This window comes from Gemmatimonadota bacterium (assembly GCA_026702745.1).
Lineage (GTDB): Bacteria > JAAXHH01 > JAAXHH01 > JAAXHH01 > JAAXHH01 > JAAXHH01.
Window position 1 is genome coordinate 1 of sequence record JAPPBT010000054.1, and the last position, 24,909, is coordinate 24,909.

At 63.2% G+C, this 24,909-nt stretch carries 26 protein-coding genes; 9 read left to right on the forward strand and 17 right to left on the reverse strand.

From position 1 onward, the window contains the following. The 6 genes from OXH56_08185 to uvrB form a co-directional block, all read right to left on the reverse strand. Nucleotides 1–259: hypothetical protein (locus OXH56_08185; GenBank protein ID MCY3555285.1), on the reverse strand; the 259-nt coding region annotated here is incomplete at its 3' end. A gap of 8 nt (nt 260–267) precedes the next feature. Next, nucleotides 268–1,452: an ABC transporter ATP-binding protein gene (locus OXH56_08190; protein MCY3555286.1), complete on the reverse strand. Its 1,185-nt coding sequence runs from the start codon at nt 1,450–1,452 to the stop codon at nt 268–270. 75 nt (nt 1,453–1,527) lie between these two features. Continuing rightward, nucleotides 1,528–2,580 carry an extracellular solute-binding protein gene (locus OXH56_08195; GenBank protein ID MCY3555287.1) on the reverse strand — a complete coding sequence of 351 codons (1,053 nt, stop codon included), beginning with the start codon at nt 2,578–2,580 and terminating at the stop codon, nt 1,528–1,530. Between the two features lie 258 nt (nt 2,581–2,838). After that, on the reverse strand, nt 2,839–3,621 hold the full coding sequence (gene yqeC / locus OXH56_08200; protein MCY3555288.1) for a selenium cofactor biosynthesis protein YqeC: 783 nt from the start codon (nt 3,619–3,621) through the stop codon (nt 2,839–2,841). Further along, nucleotides 3,615–4,337: a rhomboid family intramembrane serine protease gene (locus OXH56_08205; GenBank protein MCY3555289.1), complete on the reverse strand. Its 723-nt coding sequence runs from the start codon at nt 4,335–4,337 to the stop codon at nt 3,615–3,617. The genes yqeC and OXH56_08205 overlap by 7 nt, the downstream gene beginning before the upstream one ends. A gap of 87 nt (nt 4,338–4,424) precedes the next feature. After that, nucleotides 4,425–6,407 (reverse strand): excinuclease ABC subunit UvrB, encoded by a 1,983-nt coding sequence (gene uvrB / locus OXH56_08210; protein MCY3555290.1) that lies wholly within the window; start codon nt 6,405–6,407, stop codon nt 4,425–4,427. A gap of 106 nt (nt 6,408–6,513) precedes the next feature. Here uvrB and OXH56_08215 point away from each other — a divergent pair, with 106 nt between their 5' ends. Beyond that, nucleotides 6,514–7,341, forward strand: a complete 828-nt coding sequence (locus OXH56_08215; GenBank protein ID MCY3555291.1) for an SDR family oxidoreductase — start codon at nt 6,514–6,516, stop codon at nt 7,339–7,341. A gap of 30 nt (nt 7,342–7,371) precedes the next feature. Here OXH56_08215 and OXH56_08220 read toward each other — a convergent pair whose 3' ends face one another. The 5 genes from OXH56_08220 to OXH56_08240 all read right to left on the reverse strand — a co-directional run bounded on the left by OXH56_08220 (nt 7,372) and on the right by OXH56_08240 (nt 12,278). Next, complete coding sequence (locus OXH56_08220; GenBank protein MCY3555292.1) at nt 7,372–8,568, reverse strand: ABC transporter ATP-binding protein; 1,197 nt, start codon at nt 8,566–8,568, stop codon at nt 7,372–7,374. A gap of 86 nt (nt 8,569–8,654) precedes the next feature. Beyond that, entirely contained in the window at nt 8,655–9,500 is an 846-nt protein-coding gene (locus OXH56_08225; GenBank protein ID MCY3555293.1) for a carbohydrate ABC transporter permease, read from the reverse strand. Nucleotides 9,501–9,509: 9 nt separating this feature from the next. Continuing rightward, nucleotides 9,510–10,439 carry a sugar ABC transporter permease gene (locus OXH56_08230; protein MCY3555294.1) on the reverse strand — a complete coding sequence of 310 codons (930 nt, stop codon included), beginning with the start codon at nt 10,437–10,439 and terminating at the stop codon, nt 9,510–9,512. 10 nt (nt 10,440–10,449) lie between these two features. Further along, nucleotides 10,450–11,817, reverse strand: coding sequence for an extracellular solute-binding protein (locus OXH56_08235; protein ID MCY3555295.1), 1,368 nt, complete (start codon nt 11,815–11,817; stop codon nt 10,450–10,452). An 8-nt stretch (nt 11,818–11,825) separates the two neighbouring features. Beyond that, nucleotides 11,826–12,278, reverse strand: a complete 453-nt coding sequence (locus tag OXH56_08240; GenBank protein MCY3555296.1) for a hypothetical protein — start codon at nt 12,276–12,278, stop codon at nt 11,826–11,828. 361 nt (nt 12,279–12,639) lie between these two features. Between OXH56_08240 and OXH56_08245 the strand changes: the two genes are divergently transcribed. Then, the gene (locus tag OXH56_08245; GenBank protein ID MCY3555297.1) at nt 12,640–13,428 is read left to right on the forward strand and encodes a phytanoyl-CoA dioxygenase family protein; all 789 of its coding nucleotides are present in this window, start codon (nt 12,640–12,642) and stop codon (nt 13,426–13,428) included. Nucleotides 13,429–13,638: 210 nt separating this feature from the next. Next, nucleotides 13,639–13,986 (forward strand): hypothetical protein, encoded by a 348-nt coding sequence (locus tag OXH56_08250; GenBank protein ID MCY3555298.1) that lies wholly within the window; start codon nt 13,639–13,641, stop codon nt 13,984–13,986. Between the two features lie 145 nt (nt 13,987–14,131). Here OXH56_08250 and OXH56_08255 read toward each other — a convergent pair whose 3' ends face one another. After that, nucleotides 14,132–14,476: a P-II family nitrogen regulator gene (locus OXH56_08255; protein ID MCY3555299.1), complete on the reverse strand. Its 345-nt coding sequence runs from the start codon at nt 14,474–14,476 to the stop codon at nt 14,132–14,134. A 76-nt stretch (nt 14,477–14,552) separates the two neighbouring features. Beyond that, nucleotides 14,553–15,854 carry an ammonium transporter gene (locus OXH56_08260; GenBank protein ID MCY3555300.1) on the reverse strand — a complete coding sequence of 434 codons (1,302 nt, stop codon included), beginning with the start codon at nt 15,852–15,854 and terminating at the stop codon, nt 14,553–14,555. A gap of 395 nt (nt 15,855–16,249) precedes the next feature. Here OXH56_08260 and OXH56_08265 point away from each other — a divergent pair, with 395 nt between their 5' ends. From OXH56_08265 to OXH56_08275, 3 genes are read left to right on the forward strand one after another with little or no spacing between them, the layout of a single operon-like run. After that, complete coding sequence (locus OXH56_08265; protein MCY3555301.1) at nt 16,250–16,921, forward strand: phytanoyl-CoA dioxygenase family protein; 672 nt, start codon at nt 16,250–16,252, stop codon at nt 16,919–16,921. Nucleotides 16,922–16,954: 33 nt separating this feature from the next. Continuing rightward, a complete protein-coding gene (locus OXH56_08270; protein ID MCY3555302.1) occupies nt 16,955–17,077 on the forward strand; it encodes a hypothetical protein in 123 nt (40 codons plus the stop codon). A gap of 10 nt (nt 17,078–17,087) precedes the next feature. Then, nucleotides 17,088–17,924, forward strand: coding sequence for a class I SAM-dependent methyltransferase (locus OXH56_08275; protein MCY3555303.1), 837 nt, complete (start codon nt 17,088–17,090; stop codon nt 17,922–17,924). A gap of 68 nt (nt 17,925–17,992) precedes the next feature. On the opposite strand, the gene OXH56_08280 is transcribed toward OXH56_08275, so the two are convergent. The 3 genes from OXH56_08280 to OXH56_08290 all read right to left on the reverse strand — a co-directional run bounded on the left by OXH56_08280 (nt 17,993) and on the right by OXH56_08290 (nt 20,774). Then, entirely contained in the window at nt 17,993–18,679 is a 687-nt protein-coding gene (locus OXH56_08280; GenBank protein ID MCY3555304.1) for a metal-dependent hydrolase, read from the reverse strand. Between the two features lie 158 nt (nt 18,680–18,837). Continuing rightward, nucleotides 18,838–19,356 carry a thiol peroxidase gene (tpx, locus tag OXH56_08285; GenBank protein ID MCY3555305.1) on the reverse strand — a complete coding sequence of 173 codons (519 nt, stop codon included), beginning with the start codon at nt 19,354–19,356 and terminating at the stop codon, nt 18,838–18,840. Between the two features lie 104 nt (nt 19,357–19,460). After that, a complete protein-coding gene (locus tag OXH56_08290) occupies nt 19,461–20,774 on the reverse strand; it encodes an aminotransferase class III-fold pyridoxal phosphate-dependent enzyme (protein MCY3555306.1) in 1,314 nt (437 codons plus the stop codon). 338 nt (nt 20,775–21,112) lie between these two features. On the opposite strand from OXH56_08290, the gene OXH56_08295 reads away from it, so the two are divergent. Beyond that, nucleotides 21,113–21,682, forward strand: coding sequence for a thioredoxin family protein (locus OXH56_08295; protein ID MCY3555307.1), 570 nt, complete (start codon nt 21,113–21,115; stop codon nt 21,680–21,682). 107 nt (nt 21,683–21,789) lie between these two features. On the opposite strand, the gene OXH56_08300 is transcribed toward OXH56_08295, so the two are convergent. After that, nucleotides 21,790–22,656 (reverse strand): RNA polymerase sigma factor RpoD/SigA, encoded by an 867-nt coding sequence (locus tag OXH56_08300; GenBank protein MCY3555308.1) that lies wholly within the window; start codon nt 22,654–22,656, stop codon nt 21,790–21,792. Between the two features lie 410 nt (nt 22,657–23,066). Between OXH56_08300 and OXH56_08305 the strand changes: the two genes are divergently transcribed. Further along, on the forward strand, nt 23,067–23,489 hold the full coding sequence (locus tag OXH56_08305; protein MCY3555309.1) for an Hsp20/alpha crystallin family protein: 423 nt from the start codon (nt 23,067–23,069) through the stop codon (nt 23,487–23,489). A 190-nt stretch (nt 23,490–23,679) separates the two neighbouring features. Beyond that, on the forward strand, nt 23,680–24,909 hold a 1,230-nt coding region (gene dnaK / locus OXH56_08310), incomplete at its 3' end, for a molecular chaperone DnaK (protein MCY3555310.1).

Here is a 24,909-nt window from a genome sequence, read left to right on the forward strand (position 1 = left end):
GGGCCAGGGGGACGCCGATGAGGGCCGACAGCAGCACGCTGCCCACGGAGACCATGACGCTGTTGAACAGGCCTTCCATGTAGGACGGGCTGTCCGGATCGAAGAACTCCCCGTAGTTGCCGAATCCGAACTGACCTTCGCGGAACAGGCTTTCCCAGAGGACAAGGGCGGCGGGATAGACGATGTATCCAAGTAGTATGAATCCCAGGGGGATGAAGACGAGGGTGCGGGGTTGCCGGAGGAAGGCGTACAGGTTCATGGTCCGGATCAGTCCCTCAGGATGATTGCCTGGTCGCCGGGGATGCGGACGCGCACGGCATCGCCGGGTTGACGGCCGGCCATCCGGCCTTCCGCGTTTTCGACGACCTGGATGGAGACGCCTCCGGCATCCACGGTGAATTCGACGGTTGCACCCTTGAAACGCCGGGTGATCACGACACCGCCCACCGTGTCTTCAGAGTCGTCTTCGGTCAACCGTACGGCCTGGGGATGGAGGGCCAGGTAAACGGGGTCATTGGGACCATCCGGCGCCACGGCGTCATCGGCCGGCGCGGCATCATCGACCGGCGCGGCGTCATCGGCCGGCGCGGCGTCATCGGCCGGCGCGGCGTCATCGACCGGCGCGGGTGACGAGTGTAGCGCGGGCAATGGAATTGACGGCGGCAACGCCACGGCCAGTCCGCTCCCGTGCCGGAATACCGGCCTTCCCTCGTCCGTCTCCATCACGCCTTCCCAGAGGTTCATGTTGCCCATGAAGGCGGCCACGAACCGGTTGGCCGGCCTGCGGTAGATCGCGTCGGGGCGGTCCAGCTGCCGGCATTCGCCCTCCTCCATCACCGCGATCCGATCGGAAACGGCCAGCGCCTCCTCCTGGTCGTGGGTGACGTAGATGGCCGTGATGCCCAGCTTGGTCTGCAGCTCCCGGATCTGGTCCCGGGTCTCTTCCCGCAGCTTGGCGTCCAGGTTGGACAGCGGTTCGTCGAGCAGCAGCAGATCGGGTTCGATGACCACGGCCCGAGCGAGGGCTACCCGCTGCTGCTGTCCGCCGGACAACTGGGGCACGGGCCGCTGTTCCAGCCCGGCCAGTCCCACCAGGTCGAGGGCCCGCGCCGCGCGATCCGCAGTCTCGGCCGGCGCCACTTTTCGCGTGCGCAGGCCGAAGGCCACGTTCTCGAAGACGGTCATGTGGGGGAAGAGGGCATAGTTCTGAAATACCATCCCGGTGTTCCGCCGGTTGGCGGGCACGTGGGTGACGTCCTGGTCGTCGAAGAACACGGTGCCGGAGGTGGGGAAGATGAACCCGGCAATCATGCGGAGGATGGTCGTCTTGCCGCATCCGCTCGGGCCCAGCAGACTGAAGAACTCGCCGTCGGCCACCGTCAGGCTGATGCCCTTCACGACCGGGGTGTCATCGAAGTGCTTGGTGAGGCGATTGAGGGTGACCTGGGCCATGGGCGGAGATCAGAATGGGGCGCGGATCAAAACAGGGCACGGATCAGAACGGACCGCGACGGCAGACGAAAGGAGCTATCCCCGGTCCTTGATGTTGTCGTCCCAGTACTTCATCCAGATGCTGGACTGTTCGGAGAAGACCTTCCAGTCGATGTCGAAGGGGGAGACGGAAAGATCGGCCATCCACTTGGGCAGACGGTCTTTCGGGATATCGCCCCGGGTCGGGATCCGGTAGTACTCCGTGGCCTGCAGGACGGTGTGGTCCACGTTGGTGACGAATTCATAGAAGAGCCGGGCGTCGTCGGGGTTCTTGCCGTTTGCGATCAGCGCGATGCCGTCGGTCAGCACGGGCGCTCCGCTCCTCGGTACCACGAAATCGAAGGGATAGCCGTACCGGTCCACCTGCATCATGATGTCGCTCATCAGCCATATGGACACCAGTCCTTCCTTCCGGGCGAGCTTCTGGAACATCATGTTCGGATCGGCGGCGTAGTCCTTCGTGTTGGCATCGAGCCGCGTGAGCCACGCGTACCCCGCGTCGGGGACACGGGTATCCCGGTACGTGCGCCAGATCATCCCCGAGTAGACCGTCCGCATGGTGCCGGACGCGAGCGGGTACCGGATCACGATCAGGTCCCGCCACCGGGGATCGAGGAGTTCGTCCCAGTCTCCGGGCGCCGTCTCTTTCGTCAGTTCGAGATTGTTGAAGGCGATGACCGGGATCAACTGCGCCGTGCCGTACCACCTATCTTCCTCGTCCCTGAACTCGGGAAGCAGCGCGTCCGCCCAGATCGGCCGGTACGGACTCAGCAGGCCCTCGTCGGCGGCCTGGATGAAGTTGGTCGCCGGCGCGCCCCACCAGACGTCGCCCTGGGGATTGGTCCGCTCCGATCGCACCCGGTCCAGCACGTCCTGCGAGCCCATGTCGAGCCAGCGGACGTCCACATCGGGATGAGTGGCCTCGAAGAGCTTCTCGAACTCTGGCAGGATCGGCTTTCCGTGGGGCGAATAGACCGTCACGACGCGTCGGTCCGGATCGCCGCTGCTACAGCCCCAGGCGAGGATGACCGTGCATGCCGAAACGGCCGCACACAGAACCAATGTTGTAAAGCGCATACCCGTCTTCATTTCGTTCCTCTGAAATCCATGGTAATACCGCGTAACCCTCGCCGCGACGCTCCGTTTGTCCGAACCCGGTAAGCCCCGGGACGTGGCTAGAAACTACCACGGCGTGCGCCGAGTGTCAACGCGGATTTGGCGGAACATCGGGTCGTACAAGGCGGCGAGGACACAGCTGCATGGGGTCGTACGAGGCGCCGGAGACAGGCTACGCCGGGGTCGCGCAGTTCGCCGGAGACAGGCAACATCGGTTCCCCACAACCCAGGTCAGGCCAGCCGATACACCACCGCCCGCGATCGCTGTATATCCCCGCAGTAGATCCCGTCAAAAACCGATTCGGGCACGGCCGCGACGATTCGCCGGGCCAGGTCCATGCTATCTCCGTCATCGGCGCAGGAGAGGTACAGGGAAAGAGGCACGGATTCCGGAAAGGCCCGCCGGTACGCCTCGGGATGACTGACGACGCCGGCGATGACTTCGGGTGTTACCGGTTCGCCCCGCCCCAACCCGGTCAAACGGCCCACGCGCTCCGGCCGGTGCACCTGTCTTTCGTCCAGCGGGATGCCGACGGCCCTCAGGGTGGCGACGACTACGACGCGTGTCGTACCCGCCGGCACCACGGGCTCGTGGTCCCCGGGCGCCTTGAACAGCCGGGCGCGGGCGCCGTCAGCCTTGATGAGCAGCAGGTCGGGTGCGCAAACCTCCCTCAACTTCTCCAGCTCCTCCCCATCCAGTCCCTTGAGCTTGTCGGGCCGGGGACGGGCGCCAAGGACGGTCACGTGGCGTCGCGTCTTCAGTTCACCGGGTACAAGCGCCGGCCAACCCGGCGTTTCGGCGGTCACGTAGAACCCGCGCGTCTGCTTCGACGTCGGCGGATGCAGGTGCGTGGTGGACGTAGTTATGACGGCGTAACCCCGTTCGACGGCCTCGCCGGCCAGCCGGTACATCAGCGTGGCCTTGCCGCCGCTGCCGACGATGGCCACGGCCTCTCCCCGGTGAATCCCGAGCGTGTCGAGAAAGGGTGTTTCCGCCGCCGGTGCGCTCACCACTCGCCCCCCGGGCGGATATGGATCGTTCGGGGCCGCCGCTGCAGGAAGCGCCGCACGAGGGCCATGCCGACGAGGAATCCCCCGATGTGGGCGTACCAGGCCACGCCGTCGCTGCCGATGCCCAGGATCTGCCGCAGGAACCAGATCCCGAGTACGATGATCGCGGGCACATGGATGATCTGGATGAAGATGAACAGCAGGACGAAGGTCTTGATGTAGGCCTTGGGATACAGGATGAAATAGGCGCCCAGGATGCCCGCAATCGCCCCGCTGGCGCCGATCATCGGGATGGCGGAATCGGGTTCGGATATCACGTGCACCATGGTGGCGCACAGGCCGGTCAGGAGGTAGAAGAGCAGGTAGCGGCCCGCCCCCATGGCGCTTTCCACGCTGTTGCCGAAGATCCACAGGTAGAGCATGTTGCCGGCGAGGTGCATGAATCCCCCGTGGACGAACATGGCCGTGAACAGGGTCAGGGGGAAGGGCACGAGTGCGTCCGGGTAGAGCAGGGAAGTGCCGGGAATGGGTATTTCGTTCCGGTCGACGAAATGGGTCAATTCGAGGGGGATGGCCGCGGTCTTGAAGATGAAGATCTGTTCGCCCACCGGTCCCAGGACGAACTGGAAAAGGAAGACGGCCACGTTGGCCGCCATCAGCCCGTAGGTGATCACGGGCCGGCCATAGGACGGGCTTTCAGCTTGGAGAGGTAGGAGCATGGGAAGTCGGACGGGTCGCAGCCGGTCCGGGAGGGTTTGTCACCGGCGACACGGCGAGCGAACCGACCCGGCAGGCAACGGTCCGTCTCATTTCGTAGGTTGGGACTCCAGCCGGTTGATCTCGTCGCGCAGCCTGGCCGCCTTCTCGAACTCCAGGTTGGCGGCCGCCTCGTACATGGCCGATTTGAGTTCCTCCACGACGGTGCTCTGGTCCATCTTCGCGATGGTATTCAGAATCGGCATGTCGTCGTCCACGGCTTTCACGTCGGCCACGGCCGTGGTCTTGATGATCTCCTCGATGGATTTGTACACGGTCTCGGGCTCGATCCCGTTCAGTTCGTTATACTCTTGCTGCAGCACCCTTCGGCGGTTCGTCTCCTCCATGGCCCGCCGCATGGAATCGGTGATGTTGTCGGCGTAGAAGATCACCTCGCCGCGCACGTTCCGCGCCGCCCGCCCCGCCGTCTGGATCAGCGAACGTTCCGACCGCAGGAACCCCTCCTTGTCCGCGTCCAGGATGGCGACCAGGGAGACCTCGGGCAGATCGAGTCCCTCACGCAGGAGGTTGATGCCCACGAGCACGTCGAACTTGCCGAGGCGCAGGTCGCGCAGGATCTCGACGCGCTCGATGGAATCGATGGTGGAATGGAGATAGCGCACCCGCACGTTCAACTGCCGGAGATAGTCGGTCAGGTCCTCGGCCATCCGCTTGGTCAGCGTCGTCACCAGCACCCGTTCCTGCCGGTCCGCGCGTTCCCGGATACGGGTCAGGAGATCGTCCATCTGGTTTTCCACGGGCTGCACGCTGATCTCCGGGTCCATCAGCCCCGTCGGCCGGATGATCTGTTCGACCACCACCCCCTGGCACTGGCTCAGCTCGTAGTCGGCCGGCGTGGCCGAGACGTAGATCACCTGGTTGACCATCGTCTCGAACTCCTCGAAAGTCAGCGGCCGGTTGTCCAGCGCCGACGGCAGCCGGAATCCGTGCTCCACCAGCGTGGTCTTCCGCGACCGGTCGCCGTTGTACATGGCCCGGAGCTGGGGCAGTGAGACGTGGGACTCGTCGATGACCAGCAGGAAATCGTTGGGGAAGAAGTCGAAGAGGCAGAAGGGGCGCTCGCCCGGGGACCGCCCCGATAGGTGCATGGAGTAGTTCTCGATGCCGGCGCAGAACCCGATCTCCCGCATCATCTCCAGGTCGAAGCGCGTGCGCTGTTCCAGCCGCTGGGCCTCGAGGAGCTTATTCTCGTCGTACAGCACCCGAAGCCGTTCGTCCAGCTCCTCCTCGATGGCCTTCATGGCCTGGTCCAGGCGCGGCGCCGTGGTGACGAAGTGGCGGGCCGGGTAGACGGCGATGCGGTCCCGTTCGGCCAGTACCTCGCCCGTCAGCGGATCGAATTCGGTGATGCGGTCGACCTCGTCGCCGAACATCTCGATGCGGATGCCCTTTTCCTGGTCCGCGGGCAGGATGTCGAGGGTGTCGCCCCGCACGCGGAACGTGCCCCGCGCGAAATCGTAATCGTTCCGGTTGTAGTGCATGTCGATCAGCTTGCGCATGATCATGTCCCGCTCGTACGCCTCACCGCGGTCCACGAGGAGGATGAACTCCTTCCACTCGTCGGGCGATCCAAGGCTGTAGATCGAGGACACCGAGGCCACGATCACCACGTCCCGCCGTTCCAGCAGCGCGCTCGTCGCCCGAAGCCTCAGCTTGTCCAGGTCCTCGTTGACCGACGAATCCTTCTCGATATAGGTATCCGTAACCGGCATGTACGCTTCCGGCTGGTAGTAGTCGTAGTAGCTTATGAAGTATTCGACGGCGTTCTTCGGGAAGAACCCCTTGAACTCGCCGTAAAGCTGGGCGGCCAGGGTCTTGTTCGGCGAGATGACCAGGGTCGGCTTCTGCAACTCGGCAATGACCTGGGCCATGGTGTAGGTCTTGCCGCTGCCCGTGATCCCGAGGAGGCACTGGTGCCTGTCCCCCCGGTTTATGCCCTGGACGAGTTCCTCGATCGCCCTGGGCTGGTCACCCCGGGGTTCGTAATCGGAGACGACAGTGAAGGGAGGCATTCGCAAGTCCGTCGAGATAACTGGCCGTAATTTCGACTGGATAAATAGGTGCAACGACCCATATAATATATGCCGAAGAAGCCTCAAATGCAAAGGGGGAGTGGCAATGTCTCATCCATTATTCGACCTGAGCGGACGCGTGGCCCTGGTCTCCGGCGCGGCCGCCGGCATGGGCAGGGCGACGTCCATCGCCTATGCCGAGGCGGGCGCGGATCTCATGCTGGCCGATATCAATGAAGAGGGCATGCAGGATACGGTCCGGGAGATCGAGCGCCTGGGCCGGCGCGCCGAACCGGTGGTGTGCGATGTCTCCAACGGCGCGCAGATCCGCAAGATGTTCGCACGGCTTGACGAAACCTACGGACGCATCGACGTACTGGCCAATATCGCCGGGGAGGGTGGTATCAATCAGCTGCCGCTGGAAATCACCGAGGCCGGGCTCATCCAGACCCTGAACACCCTGGTCGTCGGAAGGTACGTCTGCTGCCAGGAAGGCGCGAAGCGCATGATCAAGGCCGGAGGGGGCAGCATCATCAACATCGTGTCCATCGCAGGGCTGTCAGCCCTCGGCCGCGGCCACATGTCCTACAGCATCGCCATGGGCGGCGTAGCCCAGATGACGCGGGAGATGAGCACGGAGTGGAGCAGCAAGGGCGTGCGCGTCAACGCCATCGTATGCGCCCAGATCATGAACGAAGGCCTGCGCAAGCGCATCGACGCCGACGCCAAGCTGGGCGACACGTACCTGCGGGGCATACCCATCGGCCGCCTGGGAAAATCGGAAGACATCCAGGGGCTGGCCATTTTCCTCGCCTCCGATGCCTCCAGCTGGGTCACCGGGGCGCTCATGCCGCTGGACGGCGGCAACACGGCCAAGAACGCAGGCGGATCCCATCCGGGCCAGCCGAACGCGCCGGATGAGCAGAAGTATTGAGGGGGGTGCCGAGTGAGGTAGGTCCACCAATTAACGGACGTTCAACAGGCTGACCCCCGTCTCCCCATCGAACAGGTGTAGCTTCTCAGGATCGAAGGAAAGACTGACGCTGTCGCCCCGGTCGAAACGAACGTCCGGTCGGGTGCGCACCTTGACGTTGTTGCCCCCGACGTCAACCGTCAGGTACAGGTCACTTCCCATGGGTTCGCGCACGACGACCTTTGCCCGGGCTGCGGTCCGTTGCGTGTCGCGTTCCTCGCTGGCCGACTCCATTGAATCAGCCGCAGGGGCTACTGAAGTCGCAGATTCCTGCACCTCGCTGTCCGACCCTGGTGACGCCGACCCTCGTGACGCCGGCACCTCGTCCACCCCAATATCCTCCGCCCGCACGCCCAGGTATACGTCCCTTCGATCCGGCGGTCCCATCCGCTCGATTATTGACGTCGCCACGTCGCACGCGAATCCCTTGCCGACCACCCGCCAGCCGCCTCCTCCCGACTGCTCCAGCGTACCCTTGAGCAGGTTGATGGGCGGACTCCCCACAAAACCGGCCACGAAGGTGTTGGCGGGGCTGTCGTAGATGGACTCGGGGGTGCCGATCTGCTGGATCTGCCCCTCCTTCATGACCACGATCCGGTCGGAGAGGATGAGCGACTCGGCCTGGTCGTGGGTGACGTAGACGAAGGTCATTTCCAGCTCGCCGTGAAGTCGCTTCAGTTCCGTGCGCATCACCACGCGAAGCTGCGCGTCCAGATTGGACAGCGGTTCGTCGAGGAGGAACACGCCCGGATCGCGGACGATGGCGCGGGCCAGGGCGACCCGCTGCCGCTGCCCGCCGCTCAGCGCACGAGGCTTGCGGTCCAGCAGGTGTTCGATCTCCATGGTCTTTGACGCCGCCAGCACGAGCCGCTTCCGATCCTCCACGGGCACCCCGCGCATCTTGAGTCCGAAGGCCACGTTGTCGAAGACGCTCATGTGGGGATAGAGGGCGTAGGTCTGGAATACCATGGCGATGTCCCGCCGCTCGGGCGGCACGTCCGTCACGTTTCGGTCGTCGAACCACACCTCTCCCACCGTGGGTGACTCCAGCCCGGCGATCATGTTGAGCAAGGTGGTCTTGCCGCACCCCGACGGTCCCAGGAGCGTCAGGAACTCGCGGTCGGCGATGTCCAGCGTGACGTCGTCCACGGCTACCACGTCGCCGAAGTGCTTCGTAAGGTTGTTCAACCGGACTCGTGCCAATGAAGTTTCTCCTCAATTAACGATGAACCGGCCGCGGGATCATCTGTACACCACACTGCCCCACTGACCGTTCATCCCGTCACCGACCCGCCGATGCCCTGGATGATAAGCCGCTGGAAGATGAAGGACAGGACCAGGGGCAGGAGGATGACCAGCACGCCGCCCGCGGCGATAACCGTGAAAGGCACCCCTAGTTCCTGGGCAAAATCCGACGCCAGCACCGTCACCGGTCTTGAAGCAATGGTGGTGGTGAAGAGCAGAGCGAAGAGGAATTCCCCCCAGGACGCGATGAAGGCAAAAATCCCCACGGCCACCAGTCCAGGCGTGGTTACTGGCAGAAACACCCGCAGCAGCGCGCCCAGCGGCGTGCAGCCGTCGACCCGCGCGGCCCGTTCCAGGTCCAGGGGCACGGTCTGGAAATAGCCCTTCAGGATCCAGATGGTGAAGGGCAGGGTGAAGGTCGTGTGGGAAAGGATCACCGACAGGTGCGTGTCCAGGAGTCCGTAGCTCCGCATCAGCAGGTACATGGGGATCATGATGGCCACACCCGGCACGCTCCGCGAACCGAGATAGAACAGCAGGAGCAGCAGGTTGCCCCGGAACGGCAGGCGCGAGAGGGCATAGGCCGCCAGGGAACCGCAGGTCAGGTTCAGGAACATCACCGCGGTCCCGATGATCAGGCTGTTGACGATGGCCCGGGGGAACTGCCGGGCGATGGCGGCGCCCACGTCCGCCGTCCGACCCTCCACGTCGAAATAGAGGCTGTAGTTGCCGGTGGTGGGCTCCTCGGGCCACCAGCGTTGCTGCGTCACCTCCCGTTCGGGCATGAAACTGACGGCCGCCACCCAGGCGAAGGGCAGGGTCAGGTAGATCACGGCCGCCAATGCGTATATGTAGAGCGAGGCGCGTCGCCACATGGCAGTTCCCTATCCCTGTACGAGTCCGCGGCGGTACAGCAGCCGGATATAGATGATGGCCAGTGTCATGGTAATCAGCGTGATCAGGTACGAATAGGCGTTGGCCCCGCCGAAATCGAGCCGGGCGAAGGCCTCCTTGTAGGTCTGCCAGGCGATGACGTGAGTCGCGTCGCCGGGCCCGCCGCCCGTGAGCGCATAGATCAGGTCGAAGGCCCGGAAGCCGTTCATGGTCTCGAAGATGGCGACGACGAGCACGGCGTGGTACAGCCAGGGCAGGGTGATGAACCGGAAGCGGTTCCACGACGTGGCGCCGTCCACCCGGGCGGCCCGGTACTGTTCCGTCGGAATGGCCTGGATCGCCGCCAGGAAGATGATGCAGGCGAAGGGCACGCTGCGCCACACGTGGGCGCCGATGGCGGCGTTCAGCGCAACGAAGGGCGAGGCCAAGCCCGTATATACAATGTTTACACCGAACAGGTAGTTGACGGTGGCGACCGCGTCCGCCAGCATGGCGTTGAAGGCGCCGTAATCACCGAGCAGCCCCGCCCACATCAGGCCGTTGACCACACCCGGGATGGCCCAGGGAATGAGCAGCAAAGCGCGCACGACGCCGCGGCCGCGGAAGGACTCGTGGAGCAGCAGGGCGATGGCCATGGCGATCACGATGACCAGGAGGACCGCCATGAAGGTGAAGTACAGCGAGATCCACAGTGCGTTCCAGAACTCGGGACTCGCGAGGATGGTCGCGTAGTTCTCCAGGCCGTGGAAGTACACCTGGTCGGGCCGGCGCAGGTTGTATCGGTGCAGGCTCATCCAGAAGGAGATGCCGATGGGATAGGCGATGAAGGCAAGGAGCAGGATCACCGCCGGCAGGTTCAGCAGCAGGGGCAGGAAATCCCGCGTCCGCGTCATGAGTAGAGAGGGTCTCAGTACGGTCATATCTGCGTGTTCAGCTCCAATCCGTGATCAGTTGGCGGCAGCGCTGCGCGATTTTGCCGAGTCCGTCGCGGGCGGACTGCTGTCCCAGGAGGACTTTCTGGATCTCCGGCTGGTAGTAGATCTTGAAGTCGGGAAACCACGGCGCCTTGATGTTCTCCCGCGGCCGGACGTAGCGGGACTGTTCCCGGACCTTGTCGATCTCACCCCACTGTTCCGTCTGGGCGACGATGTCCGGATCGTCCAGCAGCGACCGGTAGGCGAAACCCAGTCCCCGCAGGCGGAACCAGCGCCGCGCCGTGTAGTACTCCCCTTCCGCGTCCCTCGCGCCCAGGAACTTCATCAGGGCCCAGGCGTCCTGCATCCGGTCTTCCCGGCATCTCGACGTCAGGCAATACATGCGCGTCCAGCCCAGGGTGCCGTTTTGTTCTGCCGAGATGGACGGCACCGGCGCCATCCGGTACACCTTCGCGTGCAGCGCGTCGGATCCCCGACGCTTCAACTCATCGTCCGCGGCCACCGAGTTCCGGCGATTGTTCACGTACTCCAGGTCGTATTTGTTGAGGATGCCGTAGACCTGGCGGCCGCTGGCGACGTGGTCCCGCATCTGCCCCGCGGTGAGCGACGACGGGGAGATGATGCGGTGACGATGGATGCCGTCGGTGAGCCACTGCAGGATGGTCTCTGCCCGGCGGTCCTCGTCGTCCGGAAAGGTGGGGTTGAGGTCTTCGTCGAACAGCGTCGCCTCGCTGGCGTAGTTGAGCGTCCACCAGTCCAGGAATCCCAGCACGCTCTGCCGGAAATTCAGCATGATCGGGTACTCGATGACGTCCCCGGACGGCGTGCGGACCCGCGCTTCCCGGACCTTGACGGCCTGCTCGGTCAGTTCGTCGAGAGTGCGGGCCGGGGCATCGAACCCCGCCGCCTCGAGCATGGGCGCGTTGTAGATCCAGATGTTGAAGTCGGTGTAGTACGGCAGCCCGTAGCGGCGGCCGCCGTAGGTCATGGACGAGAGGTTGTAGGGGAAGAGATCCGCGGTCGTCGCGGACATATCTGGATCGGCGGCCAGGAGGTCGTCGCAGGGACGCAGCCAGCCGGCCTCGACCCATTCGGCAAAGTCGTCGTCGCGGACGTAGCAGCACTCCATGGGCGCCCCGCCCACGTGCAGCGCCACCATCTTGTCGTGGTAGTTGCCCGACACCGCGTTGTAGTCCACCCGGATGCCGGTCTGCCGCTCGAAGTAGTCGAGGTTCTCCCGGACCAGGTCGGGTTCGTACACCCATCCCTTGAAGATCACGCCGGGTGGAGGCGCCGGGTTACAGCCCGCCGCCAGGCCCAGGCCCGCGACGGTCGACGACTGGAGAAATGCGCGGCGCGACATCCGGGGTTTCACGGGCGGTTGCACGCCGGGCACCGATCGGTATCAGGATCGTGGATGGGATCACCGCACATTAAACACGGTCCGAGGGGGTGTACGTCGGGACGCGTACGCGTACCGTGCTTGTAATCGATGATGCGCCACACGGTCTCGCCGTCCTTCGCCGAATAACACTGCCAACGACCTTCTTTCTTGCCGTCATAGGACTTGCCCACGTGGGGCCCATAGTCGCCTTCCCACTGCCTGGTTCCGTTCTCGTGCCAGCAGACGTACCAGCCCTCGTTGAGACCGTTCTTGAACCGTCCTTCGCTCTTCTTATTGCCGTTGCTGTAGTACTGGATCCAGTTCCCGTCCTTCACGCCCATCCGGTAGTTGCCTTCGCTGCGCTTGTTTCCGTTGGCGTAATAGGTGATCCAGTATCCGTCCTTCTTTCCTTTTACGGTCTTGCCTTCGGTAAGAGCCATGGTCAATAGATCCCGTGATTGGTTGACGGCACATGGTTGGCGGCGCCGTACATCGGCAGTCCGTACATAAGACGGCCAAACCGTGCAAGGGAGACTGCGCATGAGCGGGTCGCGCATGAGCAGGCCGCGCCGCACCGTACCGCGCAGGGCAAGGGCCGCGCCAGGGTTGGCCACACCTCGCAAAGCAGGCTGCGCATGAGCAGGCCGCGCCGCGCAAGTTTCGTGTCAGGCTGAATTGGTCTTGCGGTCCGCAATGATCCCATGTTATTAAGGATACGGCTATTGTTCAAGACCTTCTTTGGGCATCACGCGGTGCTGTATCACGCGGCCACGTAATCCACCAGTAGGCAGGGATCCCGCAATGCTGACAGAAGACCAGATCCATCATTTCAGGGTGTTCGGGTTTATCGTGCTCAGGCAGGTGTTGGATGAAGTTGAAACCGAAGAGCTTGGACGCCTGGCGGACGAGATATGGACGGCGGAACTGAGACATCCGCCCACGGAGGATGAGCACGTGTCCATCGCGCCGTTCCTGGAGTTGCATCCGGCCGCCATGCCCATGATCGAGGACGACCGTATCTATACGCCCATGGTGCAGCTGCTCGGCCAGGACATGATCTGGTCGGGGTCGGAAGGCGTACAGGGCACCATGACCCGGCGGCCCTTCCACCACTGGCACGCGGACCGGCCCGGGCCGCAGGAGCTCGGCTACCTGCGCATCAAGATCATGATGTACCTGGATCCCATGCGGAAGGACGCGGGTGCACTGCGCGTCATACCCGGATCGCACCGGTCACCATTCCACGAGGAACTCACGCCGTTCCAGCAGCGGCACGGACTCGACGATCCCGCTTTCTTCGGCTCTCCGGGGAACGAGGTGCCCTGCCATCCCCTCGAGACGGACCCCGGCGACGCGGTCGTATTTAACCAGAGCCTCTACCACGCCGTCTACGGCAAGGCCGGGCGAAGGCGCTATGTCGCCCTCAAGTACGCGGCCCGTCCCACTTCGGACGCCCACCTGGCGTCCATCAAGCGGTTCAGTCCCTTTACCCTGGAGCCCCACGAACGGATCATGCAGTCGGATAGCCCGCGCCTGAGGGCGATGACGGCGGGAATTGAAGATCTCAGGGCGCGGGCTGAGGCACTTTAGCGAGACATGACAAAACAAACACTATACCTCACCATGGCCGCCTTTGCCTTGTGCTGCAGTAATCCGGTTTCGGAGCCTGATCCGGTCCGGTCGCCCATAACAAAGAATCACCCGCCGCCGAACCCGATTCCGACCGTCGGTACGAATGATGACCCGCCGATCGAGGTGGTACTTACCATTATAAAAAGGAGCTACGAAGGATTCTACTTTGTGGACTGGGGTTTTCGCAACCAGATGGATCAGCCGATCATTGTGGTCCTGCCGCGTTTCCAGTGCAATTCACCAAGTGATGGATTCACCAGTTGGAGTGCCGCCGTCGAGGAGGAAGATGACATTTTCGAATACGTTATCGACCCCATCGAACCGGGAGGGACGTGGGTCTATCGTGATTTCCTGGTGGGTGATCCGTACAGGAATTCCCTGTTGCTGTTCGGCGACTGCGAGAACCGAAAGTTGGAATTGACCGTCATAAGGACGGATGAAGAAGAACGGCCGTACACGGAAGGCGAAGTCTATACTCCGAACACCCACGTGCAGTTCGTGGACCAGGGGGGTTGAGTCGGCCTCTGGCTGGAAACCGCCGGTCCGAAGCCAGGGGAAAGAAACCGCCGGCCCGATGACGCCACCGGACCGGCGGTCATTACTTACGTACTTTCATATTACCCCATACATCACTTCCCAACACAGCAGCCAGAACGCTCCGCTACACCGCGTCCTCGCCGCGTTCCCCGCTGCTGATGCGGATGCTTTCTTCGACGGGCACGACGAATATCTTGCCGTCTCCCGTCCGGTCGCCGCCCGACCTGGCGGCCTTCCAGATTACGTCCACGATCTCGTCCTTCTGATCGTTGGTGACGGCGATTTCCATGCGTATCTTGGCCGCGAGGGGGATGTCGATCTCCTGTCCCCGGTAAAGCCCCGTGCGATGGGCGGTGCGGCCATGCCCCGACACCCTGGACAGGGTCATGCCGGGGATGCCTTTCTCGTCGAGCGCGTTCCGGACGTCGTCGAGCTTCTCCGGTCTGATGATGGCTACGATTAGTTTCATAGGTCTGACGACTCCTGAAGTAATGGTCTAATGATAGATTCGGGCCTGTTCCCGGCCGTGACCTCAGCGTGGCCGACTACAGGTGAGTCAGTCCGTAACCATCCTCCCCGTGCTGGGAGTGGTCCAGGCCGACCAGCTGGTCCTCGTCCGTGGCGCGGAGCCCGATCGTCCGGTCGATCAACCACACGAGGACGCCCGTGCCGACGGCCGACAGCGCGATGGCGATGACCACGCCCTTGATCTGGATCAGGAACTGCGACCAGCCGCCGACGTCTGTGGCGACCAGGCCGACGAGAAGGGCGCCGAACATGCCGCCGATGCCGTGTATGGCGAAGACGTCGAGCGTATCGTCGTAACCCAGCTTGCCCTTGAGCTGTACCATCAGGAAGCAGACCACGGCGGCGCCGAAGCCGAACACCAGGGCCCAGGCCGGAGTCACGCTGCCCGCGGCGGGCGTGATTGCGACCAGGCCGGCCAGGATGCCGGAGACGATGCCGAGGCTTGAGGCCCTGCCATGGTGGATCAGCTCCGTAACGATCCAGCCCACGGCGCCCGCGGCGGCGGAGATCTGGGTCACCGTCAGGGCCTGGACGGCCGTTTCTCCCGCGGATACGGCGGAACCGGCGTTGAAGCCGAACCAGCCGATCCAGAGCAGGCCCGCGCCGATGAGGGTCATGGTCAGGTTGTTGGGCTTCATGGCCCGTCCGGGATAACCGAGACGGGGGCCGAGCACCATGGCGGCCACCAGGCCCGCCACACCGGAAGATATGTGCACCACCGTGCCGCCGGCGAAGTCAATGGCGCCGTCCTTGAAGAGCATGCCGTCCGCGTTCCATACCATGTAGCACAGGGGTTCGTACACCACGAAACCCCAGAGCAGGATCAGCAGGCAGTAGGCGCCGAACTTCACGCGTTCGGCGATGGCCCCGGCGATCAGGGCGGGGGTGATGATGGCGAACATGCCCTGGAACATAGCAAACAGGTACGTGGGGATGTTCGTTCCGTCCCAGAGGGTTCCGGGGTCGACGCCGCCCAGCAGGAAGTAGTCTGAACTCCAGCCGAGGACGCCCGGTATGATCGCACTCGCGCCAAAGGCCAGGGCGAATCCGAAGACCACCCATTGCACGCCCATGATGCCCATGGCCGCGAAGCTGTGCATCATGGTGCCCAGCACGTTCCGGGTGCGCGTGAGCCCGCCGTAGAACATGGCCAGGCCGGGCAGCATGAGCAGCACCAGGGCGCAGCTGACGAGCATCCAGGCGGTATCTCCGGAATTCAGCACAGCCGCCGGGGCCGCCGCCTCTTCCTGCGCGAAAGCCGCGCCGGGAACCGCAAGTGCCAGGCATGCAGCGATACGTAATATGCCGCTAAGGGACATACGGAAAACCTCCCTGTTGTGATGGATTGGAAACGTTCATGTAATACTGAGCTTCCAATATAGCCCCCATCTGTTACAGGGATATTTCCCGGAGGTTAAATCCTTGTAAATTTCGGTGGAATGTGGAAAAAGTAGTGTATAAAACCGGTGTGTTGACTGACGAAATTCGGAACACCGACCTCGGACGACAGGAGGCAGTGCCGCAAGAAGCCGACCTCGGACGGCAGGAGGCAGTGCCGCAAGAAGCCGACCTCGGACGGCAGGAGGCAGCGCCGTAGGCTGGCGTCGCGACTAAAGCACCGGAACGTTGACGGGCCGTTTGCCGGCTTCTATATTTGCCCATGCCGCCTGTGTTTTTCCGACGTCCACCCGGAGAACAACTTCGAGGAAACAGTATGGAATTCACACCCCTTACTCCCGATCAGCGGGCACACTTCCGGGAACACGGCTACCTGATCGTCAAGAACGCCATCGACGACGATCTGCGGAACCGGGTCATGGCCGTCGGTGACCGGTTCATGGAGACCGCCGGGCCCATACACAACTACTACGCCAACCGCTACATGGATCTCGCCCTGGACGACGCCCTGGTCGAACTCACCACCAACAGCCGCACGGTACCCCTGGTCGTCCAACTGCTTTCATACAACATCCACCTCATGCGGGGACATCTCATCTACAAGTACCCCCAGGCCGCTTCCGACGAGCCGCTCTATCCGGACGGCGACGGCCGCTCCTTCCGAAACTGGCACCGTGACCTCAACAACTTCACGCCGGACCACCCCATCCGTGGCACGGTGGCGATCCGGGTGGGCTACTGCCTGACGGACTTCCCCTCGCCCGACGCGGGGGTGACCATGCTCGTCCCCGGCAGCCACAGGCTGAACGAGGCCCTGCGGTTCAAGAAGGGCGCGCTCGATCCTCCGGAGTTCGTCGAACCGGCGCTCGAGGCAGGCGACGCCTATATCTTCAGCACCAGCACCTATCACACGCCCGCCGTCAACTTTACCCGCGATACCACCAAGGTACTCCTCGTCAGCTACGCCTACCGCTGGTGGGCCCAGTAGCATCCCACGCCGTCCGATGAGGTGCTCGAAAGCATGGATCCAATCACGGCGCAACTCTTCTGCCAGCCCCGGGAAGGAGACGACGTGCCCTTGCGCGCATGGGCGGCGGAACACGGCCTTCCGGTGGAAGATCCGCCCATGCGGGTGTTCGAGTAAAGGAGCCAACATGCCCACGTCAGACTGGCCTGAACTGGCCGAGGACGCGCAGAGTAGATGGAACATGAACGCCGGATTCTGGGACGACTACATGGGCGAACACAGCAACGATTTCCACAACCTGCTGGTGCGGCCCGCCATGGATCGGCTGCTGGCCGTTGAACCCGGGGACGAAGTGCTGGACATTGCTTGCGGGAACGGGAACTTCTCGCGTTTTCTCGCCGGGCTGGGCGCACGGGTCACGGCGATCGACGGAAGCGCCGGGATGATCGAAAAGGCGCGGAATCATTCGGAAGGCCATGGGACCGGTGCATCAGAAAACGAAACCGCGGGCGAAATCGACTACTGCGTGATCGACGTGACGGATACGAAGGAGTTGGAAGGACTGGGGAGGAATAGCTTCGATGCGGCCGTATCCAACATGGCCGTCATGGACATGGCCGAGGTCGGACCGATGTTCGGCGCCGTGCACGGCCTACTGAAACCTGGCGGCGTTTTCGTCTTCAGCCTCACACACCCGTGCTTCCAGGCGCCGTACGCTGTTCGGTATGCGGAGCAGGTAGACCAGGATGGGAGAATGATTCAGAAAGTCGGGATCAAGATCGACCGTTATCTGACGCCGCAGCCCTTCGAGGGACTGGCCATCGTGGGCCAGCCCGTGCCCAACTTGATCTTTCACCGGCCCCTGTCCGCACTGCTGGCCTCGTGTTTCGAAGCGGGGTTCGTGCTGGACGGTCTGGAGGAACGCGCCTTCGACGAAAGCGTGGAAGCCGACCGCGAGTTATCCTGGGCGAACTTCAGGGAAACACCGCCCATGATGGCCGTGCGGCTGCGGCGGCTTCAGTGAGTGAGGCGGCGCGGCTTGCTTGACCGTTCGGCTGACGCGCTGCGACGGCCCCTGGTTTCATGACTCCCCTACAACCGGACCGACTCGCCCGGTTTCAACACGACGCAGCGGGCCAGGTCGCCCACTTTGTCAACGAACTCATTCGGGTCCTGCTCAATCACCGGGAAGGTATTGTAGTGGACCGGGATCACGGTGCCGGCGCCGATCATGCGCACCGCCTCCACGGCATCGTCGATCCCCATGGTGTAGTTGTCCCCGATGGGCATGATCACCACGTCCGGCTTCTCCAGTCGGCCGATCAGGGCCATGTCACCGAAGAGCCCCGTGTCGCCCGTGTTGTAGATCGTCTTCCCGTCGAACCGCACGATGATGCCCGCCGGATTGCCCAGGTACACGATGGTCCCGTCGTCCGCGGTGATCGACGAACTGTGGGTCGCCTGCGTGAGCTTGACGCGCCCGAAGGGAAAGGCGTACGCACCGCCGATCCCCAAATCGTGCGTTTCGGCGCCCTGGGCCTCGCAGTAGTTGGCGAGTTCGAAGGAGGCGATGATCGTCGCACCGCTCCGCCGGGCGATGGGCACCGCGTCGCCGATATGGTCGCCGTGCCCGTGGGTCAGCAGGATGTAGTCGGGATTCAGGTCGTCGGCTGAAATCGTCGCCAGGGGATTGCCCGTGATGAAGGGATCGAACAGCAGGTCGTGGCTGCCGTCCGACAGCGAGTAGCTGGCATGCGCGTGATAGGTGAGTTCGGCCATGGCTTTAGTACCTCATCTGGAAATGAGAAAACGGCCGGGGTGGCGTATCGTCCCCGGCCGCTTCTGAAGGATTGGATCGCAGTTTACCGGTCGGTCTGGCCGGATCGCGCTGACTGGTCCGTACTCAGACGGCGGCGCGGGCGGCCGCCAGGGCGTACTCAGACGGAGGCGCGGGCGGCCGCCAGGGCGGCGTCGTAATCCGGTTCTTCGGTAATTTCCGTTACGTACTCCACGTACCGCACGGTGTCGGAAGCGTCGATGACGAATACGGCGCGCGACAGCAGGCGCAGTTCCTTGATCACGGCGCCGTAGGCCACGCCCAGGGAAGTGTCGCGGTGGTCGGAAAGCGCCGTCACGTTGTCGGCGCCCGCATCGCCGCACCAGCGCTTCTGGGCGAAGGGCAGGTCCGCGCTGACCGCCAGCACCGCCACGTTGTCGCCGAGGCCCGCGGCTTCCTGATTGAACCGGCGGATTTCGGTGTCGCAAACCGGTGTGTCGAGGGACGGCACGAGGCAGATGACCTTCACCTTGCCCTCATAACTCGCCAGGGTAACGGCGGAAAGGTCGTCGGCCAGCACGGAAAAGTCCGGCGCCGCGTCTCCCACCTTCACCTCGTCGCCTACCAGGGTCAGTCCATTGCCTTGAAAGGTCGCCGCACCGGCTCTTTCTGTCGCCATGATGTCTGTTCTCCTTGATCGGATCGTTGGATGGGAAAGGCTTGTTAAAGCACCGGCGCAACCTACGCGCGGACACCCCCGCTGTCAAGGGATTATACCTGCTGTCAAGGGAATGTCCCCGCCCGCTTAAGCAGCGAAATCGCGCCGTCAAAGGCCTCGGCCGTGCGTTCCACGTCTTCGGTGGTATGGACCGAAGAAGTGAGCCCGTCGACCCCCATGCAGTCCACGCCGTTCAGGAGCAGCGCCTGGCGTATGGCGTGCAGCATGTCCGCGTCGCCCCGGCGGTCCGCGGTGGCTGTCCCCGCCGACAGGATCTTGAACCCGGAGAAGGAGCCGTAGACCCGCCAGTCGTCCAGTCCGTTGGCGGCCAGCACCTCCGACATGCGGGTGCGCAGCTGTGCCGCCCGTTCGTTGGCGACGGCGATGTCGCGGCCATCGGCGATGCGCCTGAGCATGGCGATGCCCGCGGCCGCGGAAAGAGGGTTCGCGTTGAAGGTCCCGTAGTGCAGCATCTTCTTGTCGGTCTGCCACTCCGCGTCGTCCCGAAGTTCCAGCAGTTCCAGGATGTCCGCGCGACCCACCAGGGCGCCGCCGTTCAGTCCCGCGGCCACGATCTTGGCCAGCGTGCTCAGGTCCGGCCGGACTCCGTAATACTCCTGCGCGCCGCCCGGCGCGCACCGGAACCCCGTGACCACCTCGTCCATGACGAAGATCACGCCGTGCCGCTCGGTGAGTTCCCGCAGCCCTGGGACGATGTCATCGGACAACTCCACGCCGCCGAACATGGCGCCCGTCGGTTCCAGGATGAGGCAGGCGACGTCGTTGTCGCGCCTGAGGACGTCCGCCACGCGGTCCAGGTTGACCTCCGGCAGGCTGATCAGCGTATCGAATACCTCCCGCAACACGCCCGGCATGGGCTGCTTGTTCTCCGGTCCGACCCCGTCCAGCACCTGGTCGTGCCAGCCGTGGTAATGCCCCCGGAACTTGATGACCTTGCGCCGTCCCGTGAAGGTCCGCGCCAGCCGGATGGCCATGAGCGTCGCTTCCGTGCCGGATGAAACAAACCGGACCGTCTCCGCGGAGGGCATGAGCTGCCGGATCAGGTCCGCCCATTCGATCTCGAGTTCGTGGCAGGCGCCGTAGTGGGTGCCCCGAGCCGCCTGCTCCGCGATCGCTTCGACGATTACCGGATGACTGTGCCCAAGAATCAGGGATCCGTGCCCCATCCAGTAGTCGATGACCTCCCGGCCCTCCACCGACCACTTGCGCGACCCCTGGGCGCGGTCGATGTATACCGGGAAAGGGCGCATGAACCGGCCGTCGTGGGTCACCCCGTTGGGGAACCGCTCGAGCGCGCGCTCGTACAGCGCGGCCGACTGGCCGAAGGCCTGCCGATAGGTAGTTTCGAGCATCGTCATGGGGGTCGTCTCAACGAAAACGCCGTGCACCAGTTGTGCTGTTTGCCTGGCGTGCTTTGACTGGATGCACCGGGATTTCGGAAGTGCGTTGATTATGCTGCAACTGAATGGCGTACTGCACTTACTGAAGTCTGACGGATCCCTACAATATGGAGGGAGTGGAAGGGGATGACAAGGCCTATCTCGTCGGCGCGGGGGAGGGGTTTCGGCTTGACTTTCTGCCTGAAGATCGTAGGTTAAGCAATTAGTAATGTCGTTACCAAGACGATCGATGACTTGCCCATCCGGGATTCCAATCTGTGTCGTTCAACCAACCAATAGTAATCGGAATGCGGTCCGTGAAAAGATGCGCTGGACGACGGCCAGGTACCGCCCTGGCAGCCTTCCTCGTGGTCATGTTCTGCATGGCGATCGGTGCCGGTGCGACGATTGGCGTTCCGGTCGCCTCGGCCGGTGAAGTCAATGAGAAGAAACCGGCCGAACCCGACTGGCAACGGCTCGACAAGGCCCTCGCGCTGGCCAAAGACTCCGGCAAGCTCATCATCGTCAACTTTTATACCGACTGGTGTCCCAACTGCCAAAGGATGAATGAGAAGACCTATCGGGACGAGGCCGTCCTGAAGCAACTGAGCAGATCCTTCATCCCGGTGAAGCTGAACGCGGAGTCCTCCCGCCCGCTGATCATCGAAGGCCGGACCCTGACGGAGTACCAGCTGGCCCTGGTGTTCCGGGTGAGCAGCTATCCCACCACGTGGTTTCTTACCTCGGATGGACGTCCTCTCCTGCCCGTCAAGGGATACTACAGCCCTGATCTCTTCGCGCCCATGTTGCGTTTCGTCGAAGGCGGATGGTACGAGAAGATGGACTTCGACATGTACATGGAGCGGGAGAAGCGCGGCGAGAAATAACAATAAAAAAGCGGCGCCGGTGAACTCCCGCCGGGGCAATGGCAGACGGATCGTGTCAAATCCGTTCAAGAGTTCACGTGACGCCGCAGTTTACTAGCAGGCTGCGTTTAGTCCGCGTAGGCGGCCAGGCGGCTGCCGTGGCGGGTATGGCGCAGCTTGTTGATGGCCTTCTGCTTGATCTGGCGGATCCGTTCCCGCGTCAGGCCGAATCGAACCCCGATCTCTTCCAGCGTGTACGGCCGGTCCGAGTTCAGGCCGAAGTACAGGTTCAACACCTCGCTCTCGCGATCGGTCAGGTTCGATACCGCACGCCTCACTTCCGTCCGCAGCAGCTCTTCCTGCAGTGCCTCGTCCGGCATCTTGCTGTCCTGGTCGCGAAGCCGGTCCATCAGGGTATAGGCATCCTGGTCACCCACCGGCGCGTCCAGCGATAGCGGCGTGCTTGCCCATTCCGGCAGGGCGGAATGGCGGCCCTTGCCGTAACTCCGCTCCTCAATCTCGTCGCCGCCGTCCCCGGATGTTTCCCCGGCCTGGGCCATTTCGGCTTCACGCTTCTTGATGGAACGCTCGATCCGGCGCAGTTCCTCGATCTTGTTGACGGGCAGCCGGATCAGCCGGGCCTGCTCGGCCAGTGCGTGGAGGATCGCCTGCCGGATCCACCAGACCGCGTAGGAGATGAACTTGAATCCCTTCTTCTCGTCGAAACGGCGCGCGGCTTTCATCAGGCCGATGTTCCCTTCGCTGATCAGATCTGAAAGGGCGAGGCCCTGGTTCTGGTACTGCTTGGCCACCACGACGACGAAACGCAGGTTCGCGTGAATCATGGTCTCCAGTGCTTTCTCGTCGCCGTCCCGGATGCGGCGGGCCAGATCCTCCTCATCCTCGGGCGTGAGCAGCTCCGTATCGCCGATCTCTTTCAGGTACAAGTCGAGCGACTCATCGTCTCTGACCTGGATCTTCGTAGTCAGTTTCATACCGAATCACCTCCCTGCCAGCCCTGTTGCGCATGTATTGTTGGCAGTCACGATATGCCATTTTGTCATGTTCTGCCAATTTGGCATATCCGATGTGCTCTTACGTAGATTAGTCAAATTCCACCGTGCAAAACCTGCGCTTTTTTTCAAACAAACTAACCGGCTCACTTTCAACGACTTACGATACTCCCCTTACTTTCTTTCGGATGCATCCATTCGAACTGGCACGGTCTTTGCGCTAATTACATTGCAGATGACGGAACTGCCGTATCACCCGCGTTTCTTAACTAATGTACGCCGGGGATGGCCATTCGGTTCCGAAAGGCGGCAAAGAGATTGCAGAGAGACGGTGAAGAGACGGTAAAGAGATCGTGAAGAGGTCAGTTGGTAACTTTAAAAGGAGGAGCATCATGAGAACGACGACCATATTCCCACTGACGAACCTGCATAACCTGCGGACCGAACTCGACGGCATGTTCCGGCCGTTAGCGTTACGGTCCGGATTCCAGGCACGCTGGTCGCCCCGCGTGGACACCCACGAGACCGAGGACGCTTTTATGGTCGCGGTCGACCTTCCGGGCGTAGCTTCGGAGGACGTGTCGATCAGCCTGGAAAAGGGCGTGCTCACCATCAGCGGCGAACGCAAGAGTCCCTTCGGTCTCAACGGCGACGCGGAGCAGCGGCCCCGCGGAAAGTTCGAGCACGCGTTTCCGGTGCCGGACGCGGTGGATACCGAATCGATCGACGCCACGTACAAGGACGGCGTCATGAACCTCACGCTGCGGAAGACGAAGGAGTCGCAGCCCAGGCAGATTCCGATTACCGTGGCCTGAGGCCGCGCGGCCGGAAGTGGACGAACCCGCCCGTCCTCCGACCGGGGGACTGGACGGGTACAAGCGGGTCCAAGCGGGTCCAAGCAGGTCCGAAAAAACCCGGGGCGGGAGCACCCGCCTCATCACGTAAGCGGGCACGGCTCGTCTCCACGCGGAGACGGGCTTTACCCGTTTCTAAGGAGCGAAACACATGGGCAAGATCATTGGAATCGACCTGGGCACGACCAACTCCTGCGTAGCGGTGGTGGAGGGCGGCGAGCCGACCGTGGTGCCGAACGCGGAAGGCAGCCGGACCACCTCCTCCGTCGTGGGCTTTTCGAAGGACGGCGAACGGCTCGTCGGCGCGACGGCCAAACGGCAGGCGGTCACCAACCCCGACGCGACGGTCTACTCCGTCAAGCGGTTCATGGGACGCCGTTTCGAAGAGGTGCCCGACGAGCGCACCCGCATGCCCTACAGCGTGGTGGAAGGTTCGAACGGCCAGGTCAGCATACAGATCAGTGACAAGACGTACTCGCCCCCGGAGATCTCCGCGGCGGTCCTGCAGAAAATGAAGCAGACGGCCGAGGACTACCTGGGCGAGACCGTCACGGAGGCCGTGATTACGGTGCCGGCGTACTTCAACGACAGCCAGCGCCAGGCCACCAAGGACGCCGGCCGCATCGCCGGCCTGGACGTCAAGCGCATCATCAACGAGCCGACGGCCGCGTCGTTGGCCTACGGGCTCGACAAGAAGAGCAACGAGAAGATCGCGGTCTTCGACCTCGGCGGCGGCACCTTCGACATTTCGATCCTTGAAATCGGTGACGGCGTCTTCGAAGTCATGGCGACCAACGGCGACACCCACCTGGGCGGCGACGACCTGGACGACGCGGTCGTGGACTACCTGGCGGACGAGTTCAACAAGGAAGCCGGCATCGACCTACGCAACGACGCCATGGCCCTGCAGCGCCTGAAGGAAGCGGCCGAGAAGGCCAAGTGCGAGCTTTCGACCGCGGGACAGACCGAAATCGCCCTGCCCTTCATCACGGCGGACGCCTCCGGTCCCAAGCACCTGAACCGCTCCATGACGCGGGCCCAGCTCGAGCAGCTCGTGGATCCGCTGATCCAGCGGGTAGTGGCGCCGTGCCGGCAGGCGATTTCCGACGCGGGCCTCTCGGCCTCGGATATCGACGAGGTGGTGCTCGTGGGCGGCTCGACACGCATGCCCAAGGTGCAGGAGATCGTCAAGGAACTCTTCGGCAAGGAGCCCAACCGCGGCGTGAACCCGGACGAAGTCGTGGCCATCGGCGCGGCGATCCAGGGCGCGGTGCTCTCGGGTGACGTGAAGGACGTGCTCCTGCTCGACGTCACGCCGCTATCGCTGGGCATCGAGACCCTGGGCGGCGTCTTCACGCGGCTCATCGACCGGAACACGACG

What these genes read in the sequence shown, in the direction of transcription:
- OXH56_08190 (MCY3555286.1), bottom strand. Translation starts at nt 1,452, where the DNA reads ATGGCCCAGGTCACCCTCAATCGCCTCACCAAGCACTTCGATGACACC.
- OXH56_08195 (MCY3555287.1), bottom strand. Translation starts at nt 2,580, where the DNA reads ATGAAGACGGGTATGCGCTTTACAACATTGGTTCTGTGTGCGGCCGTT.
- OXH56_08205 (MCY3555289.1), bottom strand. Translation starts at nt 4,337, where the DNA reads ATGCTCCTACCTCTCCAAGCTGAAAGCCCGTCCTATGGCCGGCCCGTG.
- uvrB (MCY3555290.1), bottom strand. Translation starts at nt 6,407, where the DNA reads ATGCCTCCCTTCACTGTCGTCTCCGATTACGAACCCCGGGGTGACCAG.
- OXH56_08215 (MCY3555291.1), top strand. Translation starts at nt 6,514, where the DNA reads ATGTCTCATCCATTATTCGACCTGAGCGGACGCGTGGCCCTGGTCTCC.
- OXH56_08225 (MCY3555293.1), bottom strand. Translation starts at nt 9,500, where the DNA reads ATGTGGCGACGCGCCTCGCTCTACATATACGCATTGGCGGCCGTGATC.
- OXH56_08230 (MCY3555294.1), bottom strand. Translation starts at nt 10,439, where the DNA reads ATGACCGTACTGAGACCCTCTCTACTCATGACGCGGACGCGGGATTTC.
- OXH56_08235 (MCY3555295.1), bottom strand. Translation starts at nt 11,817, where the DNA reads ATGTCGCGCCGCGCATTTCTCCAGTCGTCGACCGTCGCGGGCCTGGGC.
- OXH56_08240 (MCY3555296.1), bottom strand. Translation starts at nt 12,278, where the DNA reads ATGGCTCTTACCGAAGGCAAGACCGTAAAAGGAAAGAAGGACGGATAC.
- OXH56_08245 (MCY3555297.1), top strand. Translation starts at nt 12,640, where the DNA reads ATGCTGACAGAAGACCAGATCCATCATTTCAGGGTGTTCGGGTTTATC.
- OXH56_08255 (MCY3555299.1), bottom strand. Translation starts at nt 14,476, where the DNA reads ATGAAACTAATCGTAGCCATCATCAGACCGGAGAAGCTCGACGACGTC.
- OXH56_08260 (MCY3555300.1), bottom strand. Translation starts at nt 15,854, where the DNA reads ATGTCCCTTAGCGGCATATTACGTATCGCTGCATGCCTGGCACTTGCG.
- OXH56_08265 (MCY3555301.1), top strand. Translation starts at nt 16,250, where the DNA reads ATGGAATTCACACCCCTTACTCCCGATCAGCGGGCACACTTCCGGGAA.
- OXH56_08270 (MCY3555302.1), top strand. Translation starts at nt 16,955, where the DNA reads ATGGATCCAATCACGGCGCAACTCTTCTGCCAGCCCCGGGAAGGAGAC.
- OXH56_08275 (MCY3555303.1), top strand. Translation starts at nt 17,088, where the DNA reads ATGCCCACGTCAGACTGGCCTGAACTGGCCGAGGACGCGCAGAGTAGA.
- OXH56_08280 (MCY3555304.1), bottom strand. Translation starts at nt 18,679, where the DNA reads ATGGCCGAACTCACCTATCACGCGCATGCCAGCTACTCGCTGTCGGAC.
- tpx (MCY3555305.1), bottom strand. Translation starts at nt 19,356, where the DNA reads ATGGCGACAGAAAGAGCCGGTGCGGCGACCTTTCAAGGCAATGGACTG.
- OXH56_08290 (MCY3555306.1), bottom strand. Translation starts at nt 20,774, where the DNA reads ATGACGATGCTCGAAACTACCTATCGGCAGGCCTTCGGCCAGTCGGCC.
- OXH56_08300 (MCY3555308.1), bottom strand. Translation starts at nt 22,656, where the DNA reads ATGAAACTGACTACGAAGATCCAGGTCAGAGACGATGAGTCGCTCGAC.
- OXH56_08305 (MCY3555309.1), top strand. Translation starts at nt 23,067, where the DNA reads ATGAGAACGACGACCATATTCCCACTGACGAACCTGCATAACCTGCGG.